This window comes from Pseudomonas caricapapayae, assembly GCF_001400735.1.
GTDB classification, from domain to species: Bacteria; Pseudomonadota; Gammaproteobacteria; order Pseudomonadales; family Pseudomonadaceae; genus Aquipseudomonas; species Aquipseudomonas caricapapayae.
In genome coordinates, this window is record NZ_LJPW01000118.1 from 222 (window position 1) to 8360 (window position 8139).

Consider the following 8139-nt stretch of genomic DNA (forward strand, 5'->3'; position numbering starts at 1 on the left):
CCCGCCTGGCACTCCAGCGGTTTGATGGCCGGTTACAAGAGCAAGGAAGTCGGCGGCGGCGGTTTCAACCAGTGGGTAATGGACGATTCAACGGGCCAGGTCCGCACCCAGATCCACAGCAGCCACGGGCATACCCAGCTCAACCTCGGTTACCTGATCGACCAGCGCGGCAACAACCGTGGCGGCCTGCGTGGTACGGGTTTCGAGTTACGCACCGATGCTTACGGTGCTTTGCGCGCCCAGCAGGGTTTGTACCTCAGCACCTGGAAACGCAGCGGTGCTCAGGGTGCACAGATCGATGCCAGCGAAGCGCAGCAACAACTGAAAAACAGCGAGCAACGCGTCAAGACTCTGTCCGATACCGCCCAACAGCACAACGCCCTGCCCATGCAGGAGGGCCTGGACAGCCTGACCCAGCTCAACAGCGATGCCGATGTCACCTACGGCAGCGACGATGGCAGCCCGAGCCAAGGCCCCGGCGAACAACAGCGCAACGGCGGCGACACCGCCTGGGCAATCCGCAGCGGCGGACGCGGCAAAACACCGGGCTACCAGCAGCCATTGCTGATCGCCTCCTCCCCTGCCGACATCGCCACCGCCACGCCGAAAAGCACCCACCTGCACAGCGGCAAGCACCTGACCCTGAGCACCGGTGAAGACGTCAGCATCGCCAGCGGCAAATCCCTGCTGGCAAGCGTTGCGCAAAGCATCAGCCTGTTCGCGCAGAACGCCGGAGCCAAGCTGTTTGCAGCCAAAGGCAAGATCGAGCTGCAGGCGCAGAGTGATGCGATGGAGTTGACGGCGCAACAGAAGGTGATGATTACTTCGACCGCCGCCGGAATAGAGATCGCCGCACAGGAAGGCATATTGCTTACCAGCGGTGGCGGTTACATCCGCATCAAGGACGGCAACATCGAGATTCATGCGCCGGGAACGATTGATGTCAAAGGGGCGAAGAAGACGTTTAGCGGGCCAGCCCAGCTAAACCGTGAAAATCCTGCATGGCCTGAATCCGCTGTAACCCAGCCTCTTTCGTTTTACGCTGGGCAAACCAATGCTGGAAGTTCAAGCGCATGGGTGGGTATGCCTTACAAACTGGTTGCTGGAGGAGCGGTAGTCAAGCAGGGGGTGATGGATAATACCGGGATTATAGATATTGATCACAACCCAACTATCACTGACTACCTTGTTGAGTTAGCAAATGGAATCATCTATAAAATACCTGTTGGAGGTCAATACAAGGGAAAAGAGAGCAACGCTGAACTTGCAAATAACGGGTTTCATCGTCATGAAAGTAATTCTCACCCAGACATAACTCAACCAGGTACTCGAAGCGACTTCAGGGAAAACTACGCCTCACTTAACAATCTGAAATCCGAACCGGAGGTTTAACAAATGACTTCACCTGACGCTATTACATCTCCGGTGGCGATGACTAAAAAATCATCTGCAAACTTAAACTTACCTTGGTTCTTACAGAATACTGAATACCACCCCGTTCCAGCTACATTTGAGCCTTTAGTAAATGGCGAGCGCGCATTTGGCGCACTTTATGATGCTATCATGACGGCTACTGTAAGTATTGATTATATTTGCTGGGGCTTTCAGCCTTCAATGTACTTTAAAAGAAATGGGAACACGGAAGACTTGTGCATAGGAGACTTGCTAATAAAGAAAGGAAATGAAGGCGTAAAAATCAGAATACTTTGCTGGTATGATAGCCTTCACTTGGCACAAACTCAAGAAAATCCGACACCCGGCAACAATGTAATTAGCAACTTAAAGAAAGGCAAACAGAATCGAAATGACGCTCAGGAAGAATATGACAAGCTCTGGTACGCACAAGTAAAACAGCTTAACCAAAAGAGCAAATTCCAAAATTTTCAAACATTTGGGCCATTGGGATTACTGATACCTACTAAAAACGAAGATTCCTACTTAAAAAATATAGAATTTGCTACGCGTGACTTTAACACTAAAGATAGAGTGGAAATAATTTGGCAGCTTGCAATGCATGGCACCGATAAAAACAGCACAACGAATAACAAGCTCCAAAGTACGACACTCATGACAGCGTGGCCCACGCACCATCAAAAAATGGTATTAGTCGATTACGAAAAACCAAGCAGCGCAAAAGGTTTCGTGATGGGACACAATACCCTTGATGCTTATTGGGACAATGATCATCATAGCTATGCTAGAATGCACGCACGTTTTGGCAGAAACGGCGCGACTCCAAGACAAGATATTTCAAGCAAAGTGACCGGCCCGATATTGGAGCACTTGAACCATAATTTTTGTGAGGCATGGAAAAGCCAAACAGATATTGATTTGCTGGCAAATAGAAAGGCGTTGGCCAGCCAGCTATCAGTTGATCTTTCTGTAAAACCACCAGTAATGGCACAGATCCTTCGAACTCAGAATCAGCATGGTGTCCATGACATAAAGAAGCTTTATCTGAAAGCATCTAATAATGTCACCAATTATATATATATAGAAAATCAGTACTTTCGATGGGAGCCGCTTGCGAAAGCGATAAAAACGGCCGCGCAAAATCAAATAAAAGGAGGACGAAATCCAGACAAACACGGTTCGATTCATCTTTTCGTCGTAACAAACTCCAACGACGAAGGAATAGGGCCTGGTACTATGAATACCTACAGAATGCTCGATAGTCTGGGGCGGAAAGAAGTTTTGCCCGCCGTCTCCAAACTCGAAAGAGATGAGGCGTTGGATCGAGAGCTAGAAACTGCAAAAGCCGAAACAGCAAATGAGCGTCAGTTACTAACAGGACTAGATGACCCCAGAATAAGATCAAACATAAATCCGCAGCTTCTTGAGAAGTTAAAAGGAGAACGACGCGCTAAAGTTGATGCAGCACAAGAACGTCAAAAAGCGCTCGAATCTAAAATACCACTTGAGAAAAATAAAACTATACTTCCAGTAGAGATACCGGGACTCAAAGTTCATATTTGCACATTAGTAGCTCCTGACTCACCGCCAGAACACTGGATGCCCGTATATATTCACAGCAAATTAGCAATAATTGATGACGTATTTACCACAATAGGCTCTGCAAATATAAATATTCGCAGCATGGAGGTGGATAGCGAATTGAATATTTGCCACGAGCACCCCGCCCTTTCCAAACAGCTAAGGCAACAACTTTGGAACATCCACACAAATGGCATTGGCGCGCAAGACAGCGCATCTGAAGCGTTTGAGAAATGGATGGACATAATTAGTGAAAACAGCAGTCGACTAAGGGCAAATAAACGTCCTTCGATAGAAAAAATACAACAACCTTACGCTTCACTTGTTGAGTTTTATCGAGAAAGCCCCACGCGCACCAATATGGATTGAACCATGTATAAACCAATCACTCACATCGCATGTATAACTATATTCTATGCCATCACTACCGGACTGAATGCCATGCCTAGCAACTCAGAAAAAGAGACTATAGAAAAAAGCCTTGCCTTCGAGTGCCATAAGGAAACAGACACACTAGCAGCTGTCGATCCAGAGATAGATACTGTTTATAAGTATGGCTTACGCCTTCAACTACAAGAAGGCCCAAAAGACTTCAATGAGATTGCACGGTATTATCGGATAGCCGCTGCAAACGGGCACTACAAAGCAGCAACTAATCTGCAAGTGCTAATCTCGCAAGGGCTAACGCACTCTCCCAATGCGCAAAAGGAGACAATTGACTTAGTAGAGAAATTTATGGCCTTAGGTGCACCTGGAGCCTACTACGATATGGGTCATTACCTTGAGTCGGGTTATGGCGTGGAGCAAGATTATGAAAAAGCAAACGCATACTTTCGTAAGGCAGCTGATTTAGGCAATCCCGACGCTCAGTTCTATGTGGCAAGTCTGCTTGGTCAAATTGAGGGAGGGCAGGATGTGATGGAACAAATGCAGCGATGCGCTGCATATCAAGGACATGCAATCGCAGCTCGAGAGCTGGCTGGTTACCTTCGTGTAGTGCGTAAGTATGACGAAGCAGTGCATTTTTACCAATTAGGTGTCAAATCAGGTGACTTAGCATCAGCTAGAAGGTTAGCAGAAGCATTTAAAGGGCCAACCTCAACAGAAAGCCTTTACTACATGCAGCTAACTAAAGATGAAGAACGTTCAAAGCGCTACTTGTCCATTGCTACTTTTCTAAGAAATAATGAATCATTAAACCCTAAGATTCAAGATATCGACTCTATTGTGCCGCTTCCACAGGCTAAGCTTCCCGCATGGGATGGTACGTTCCAGTGGCAAAAAGAGCTTAATGCAAACGCAGCACCTGAGAAGCCTCAAGATGCGCTATTGAAAAAATTAAGCAAGGATAAAAACCTAGATTTCACCACAGGCCTGCCTCTAACAACAACCGAAAATGAATTATGATCTGGTGCAGAGATAAGTCATTGCGAGTATCAGCAACCAAATACTTTAATCAATGCAACATCTCATGGCTGGCGCAAAATAGTATTTAACAACCACTTCACAGAAGAAATAAAATGATAACACTTATTCTTTTTACAGTTGCGTTACTTGGAATAGCTTATGTGGCTATCGTAGTTTTTCGTATCATTAATGCTGATACCAGAGGAGGCATCTCAAAAGTTCTAACTTGTGCTACTTTATTTAAAGTATCGCTCTCATTCTTGGCTGTCTGCATAACATCAGGAGCTATTTTTTTAGGTGGGTCAGCCAGTGGCATAAGCGGGTCAGGAGGTAGCGCAGAGAATCAACAATTTCTTGAGGCAGCATTACATATTAGTGAATTCTGCCTCTATGCAAGTTTAATCTTAGCCATGGCCTCACTATTCAGTTATGCCTATAATAAAAACTGTAAATAAGAGTATTAATGCGGTTAAGTTACTCGCTCGATGTATAATCACTACACATTTATCTTGCTATTGATAGCGCCTTTTTTATCCACGATATTTGGCCGCTACGACAGACTTCCCTCTTAGAAGCACGGTGGGAAAATAATAAGGGTGATTTACTAATGCAATTGCCAAAAAACAACGACACTTATAACGAGATATATGCTATCCCTAACAGGTGGTGGTGCCTAATGAATCCTTATCTTATAGACCCTGGAAACAAAAACCTAGAGAGCACCTGGAAACAATATATTACGGATCTTATGACAGCAAAAGAGTTTCATGCGGAACTCGAAAACTACTACTTCAACCCAACTTATGTGCATTTTGGAGCAGATAAAAAACAACCAGCTTGGAATAAAACAACCTGGATCATTGCTCCATTAAAAGATAACGCCATGATTTGGTCATCAAAACTGAATCAACAGCAGACTCCTAGTCTGGAATTAAATTCTGACACTGGCAGTAATAGCTTAGTCGTGAGAAATCTTGAAACTGCAGGGAAAATAGCCTATAGCACGTTTAATGGGCAAGGCGTAATCGGCGCAGACTATGCTGGTGATGCTTATCGTGCCCACATGGGCAAGCAAGATGAAGGCGGCGATGGAAACGTGCCAACACTGTCCGGACAAGCGGCCACTGCTCATGTTAAGTTTTCTGCAAAGCTTAAAGGTTTCGCCCACGGCACATCATATGATAATCAGACGGTCAGAGCAGTAACCGTACACTCTATAATAAATATAGCTAAAAGAGCGAAAAATCTATGTTGAGCACCCAACTTAAAAAAAATACTCAACCATAGTACCCGGCGTTGCCATCAGCTTATTAATTATTTTTATGCTATTAGATAAAGAGGAACCCGCAAAAATGCCAACCGCCAATAGTGCCAAGACATATTCCGCGGCCATCGCTCGCTACAACGTTGAGATACCAGAAAGCATGAAGCTAGCTGATGTTGCACTCAATAAGAATGGCATTTCTATAAAGGTATACTTTGATTATATAAAACCGCGTGCAGAGCGATTAGTCGACAGGTCATTTGCGGAGATAAAGGATAATGAGGCAGGCCGTAAATCTATAGAGAAGCCAGCGGAGATATCACGCCCATCGGACAATGCGTGGCTGATTGCATATAATCACAAACGCCTGACAGGTGTTGATGTCTATGGTAAACCGATGAATGAGCTTTCAAACAGTTCTATAGGTTTTGTGTGGAAAAAAATATACTGCTAGAGGTAGGCGGAGAGCGTACTTTAGAAGATCCATCTCGCATTGCTTTCTTAATGTCACGCTTTGATGTATCAGATGATAGGAATAGCGGGGTTTGTTTTGTCAAAGGCTGTATTGAAGGTAGCGAAAATGAACGTGAGTCCGTAAGTGTTTCTTTTGAAGACACAAACATTAAGGGATTTAATCTCGGATTCAATATTGACGCCTACCAAGGTGAACCTAACCTTCCACTTTCTGATAGGACGCCCAGCATTCCTGACTTGGAACCACGTGGAAAGCCTGGGGTAAAAGGAGCCTTCGCTCATGGACAAAATGCAGAAAATGCAGGAAAACTCATCAATTATTGCAAAGAAGGTAAATATAATAACTCCGTTGGTTACAAGCATCAAAATGCTTATACCGACGAGAAGGGCAGAACACTTTATGCAACCCTATATAGTTTAGTCAGGCTATCAGAAAATAGTTAAGCATCTAAGGCAGACCATGAAAAACATTCCAACCTTAACAAAAGCGCTAACTTATGCCTTAACAATTTTTGCACTTTACTCTCCACTATCCTTGGCACTACCCATTGAAGGAAAGGAAATGAACAACAAGCTGGCCACCCATTATTTTGGCAGATTCCAACTAGATCTACCAACGGGTTCTGAAATTGTCGCTGACTACAAGCTCTACAACGAAAAAGTAGAGCTTGTTAGCAAAAATGGAAAGTCTGATTTGAGCTCGTTTGTCGATCAAACAATTGAAGAACTAAAAAAAGGAACTGCTTATGGGACATCAAGCAGATATGAAAAAACTATACCCCTTAGCAATGGTAGCGTGTTAATACTTTCCAAACTAGATAAGCTCTATACGTTTCATGCCTATCTACTTACATCAAAGAACACACTTTATCGGATGCTAGTAAAGTCAATTTCTGCTAAAGGAATAGATGGCGCCATTAATAAAACCCGGCTAATAAGTGAATCCATATTTTTTAGGCGACCCCAAGACGCTCCACCCCAAGGCGCTTTTGCTTTAGAAGCAGGTTATACCACACTAGGGACAACCCAATCCTTGGAAGGTATTTACATGGGAGCACAAATCTCAACGCACCCAGGAACGTTTGTTAGTCTACTGACCCAACGAATCGTTGAACATGATGACACGTTAATAAAACGTTTTGAAAACGAAAGCGGCGGCCTTATTCCAGGTATGGCAGAATTATTGAGTAAAACAAAAACGCTTAGAAAAAGGACACGTATGATTGGTGATTTTAAAGCAGAGGAAGTCGCTGTAACAACTTTAATAGATGGAAAACGATTTTACACTTTTCAGATCGAATACGAGGGACAGATAAAATCAAATATTCGTCCATTTATAGATCTAAGACTGGGCACACATGAAGTTGGAAGCGACTTTAAATCCGACGAAGAAGCTTTGGCCTTTTGGGATAAGGTAGTAGACAGCCTGAAACCGCTTCCCTGACTTGGCTATCTATACAGCAATAAAGAACAAAACAAATGGAACAATTTAATGCCAAACTTTATAGGCTACATACTAATTGCTCTAATCCTGGCATTGCCCCTCTACGGAGCTTGCTATGCACCGTTCAAAATACTGACGTTTCTGGTAAACGGCAAAAGCCCACTAAACCACATTTTGCGATATCAGTGTTTTATCTCATGCGCATTATCTTTCATCGCTGCTTTTTGCGCATTTTTCTTATACTTGGCGACACGTGGCAATTACGACTTTCTCATGCCCGTGGCAGGCTACTTCTTTATTCAGGCGGTTTCGATGCTTATAATGACGATAAAGGCAAAGACAGCCATCAAAAAAAACCACATGGATGAAAATCCTTGTTAAATCAGGGATACGAGGCCATTCCAGGTAGGGGAGCTATATCATGGATCTGACATTCGGTACCGCCCTCAGCCAGAGCGGACGCCTGCTGCAACTCACCACGCCACTGGGCGAGCATCAGCTTCAGGCCCTGCGCATGCATGGGGTCGAGCGCATCGGCCGCGTGCCCCGCTATACC

The 8139-nt window shown here is 44.6% G+C and carries 9 protein-coding genes; all 9 read left to right on the plus strand.

From position 1 onward, the window contains the following. Positions 1 to 1392, plus strand: a 1392-nt coding sequence (locus tag ALO80_RS16365) for a DUF2345 domain-containing protein (RefSeq protein ID WP_147463913.1), incomplete at its 5' end; no start/stop codon positions are given. Between the two features lie 3 nt (positions 1393 to 1395). Further along, the gene (locus ALO80_RS16370; RefSeq protein WP_055009744.1) at positions 1396 to 3363 is read left to right on the plus strand and encodes a phospholipase D-like domain-containing protein; all 1968 of its coding nucleotides are present in this window, start codon (positions 1396 to 1398) and stop codon (positions 3361 to 3363) included. Positions 3364 to 3435: 72 nt separating this feature from the next. Beyond that, a complete protein-coding gene (locus ALO80_RS16375; protein WP_122301915.1) occupies positions 3436 to 4401 on the plus strand; it encodes an SEL1-like repeat protein in 966 nt (321 codons plus the stop codon). A 113-nt stretch (positions 4402 to 4514) separates the two neighbouring features. Next, the gene (locus tag ALO80_RS30845; protein ID WP_144434230.1) at positions 4515 to 4856 is read left to right on the plus strand and encodes a hypothetical protein; all 342 of its coding nucleotides are present in this window, start codon (positions 4515 to 4517) and stop codon (positions 4854 to 4856) included. Between the two features lie 221 nt (positions 4857 to 5077). Next, positions 5078 to 5656, plus strand: coding sequence for a hypothetical protein (locus ALO80_RS16380; protein WP_223813418.1), 579 nt, complete (start codon positions 5078 to 5080; stop codon positions 5654 to 5656). A 97-nt stretch (positions 5657 to 5753) separates the two neighbouring features. Then, positions 5754 to 6119: a hypothetical protein gene (locus ALO80_RS32035; RefSeq protein ID WP_223813419.1), complete on the plus strand. Its 366-nt coding sequence runs from the start codon at positions 5754 to 5756 to the stop codon at positions 6117 to 6119. Then, positions 6098 to 6583, plus strand: coding sequence for a hypothetical protein (locus tag ALO80_RS32040; protein WP_235812487.1), 486 nt, complete (start codon positions 6098 to 6100; stop codon positions 6581 to 6583). The genes ALO80_RS32035 and ALO80_RS32040 overlap by 22 nt, the downstream gene beginning before the upstream one ends. A gap of 16 nt (positions 6584 to 6599) precedes the next feature. Further along, positions 6600 to 7583, plus strand: coding sequence for a T6SS immunity protein Tli4 family protein (locus ALO80_RS16390; RefSeq protein ID WP_235812488.1), 984 nt, complete (start codon positions 6600 to 6602; stop codon positions 7581 to 7583). A gap of 35 nt (positions 7584 to 7618) precedes the next feature. Continuing rightward, entirely contained in the window at positions 7619 to 7951 is a 333-nt protein-coding gene (locus tag ALO80_RS16395; protein ID WP_159420672.1) for a hypothetical protein, read from the plus strand. Positions 7952 to 8139: the final 188 nt, after the last annotated feature.

Bases quoted from the DNA above. Each gene is read 5' to 3' on its own strand.
- ALO80_RS16370 (WP_055009744.1), top strand. From the start codon at position 1,396: ATGACTTCACCTGACGCTATTACATCTCCGGTGGCGATGACTAAAAAA.
- ALO80_RS16375 (WP_122301915.1), top strand. From the start codon at position 3,436: ATGCCTAGCAACTCAGAAAAAGAGACTATAGAAAAAAGCCTTGCCTTC.
- ALO80_RS30845 (WP_144434230.1), top strand. From the start codon at position 4,515: ATGATAACACTTATTCTTTTTACAGTTGCGTTACTTGGAATAGCTTAT.
- ALO80_RS16380 (WP_223813418.1), top strand. From the start codon at position 5,078: ATGAATCCTTATCTTATAGACCCTGGAAACAAAAACCTAGAGAGCACC.
- ALO80_RS32035 (WP_223813419.1), top strand. From the start codon at position 5,754: ATGCCAACCGCCAATAGTGCCAAGACATATTCCGCGGCCATCGCTCGC.
- ALO80_RS16390 (WP_235812488.1), top strand. From the start codon at position 6,600: ATGAAAAACATTCCAACCTTAACAAAAGCGCTAACTTATGCCTTAACA.
- ALO80_RS16395 (WP_159420672.1), top strand. From the start codon at position 7,619: ATGGAACAATTTAATGCCAAACTTTATAGGCTACATACTAATTGCTCT.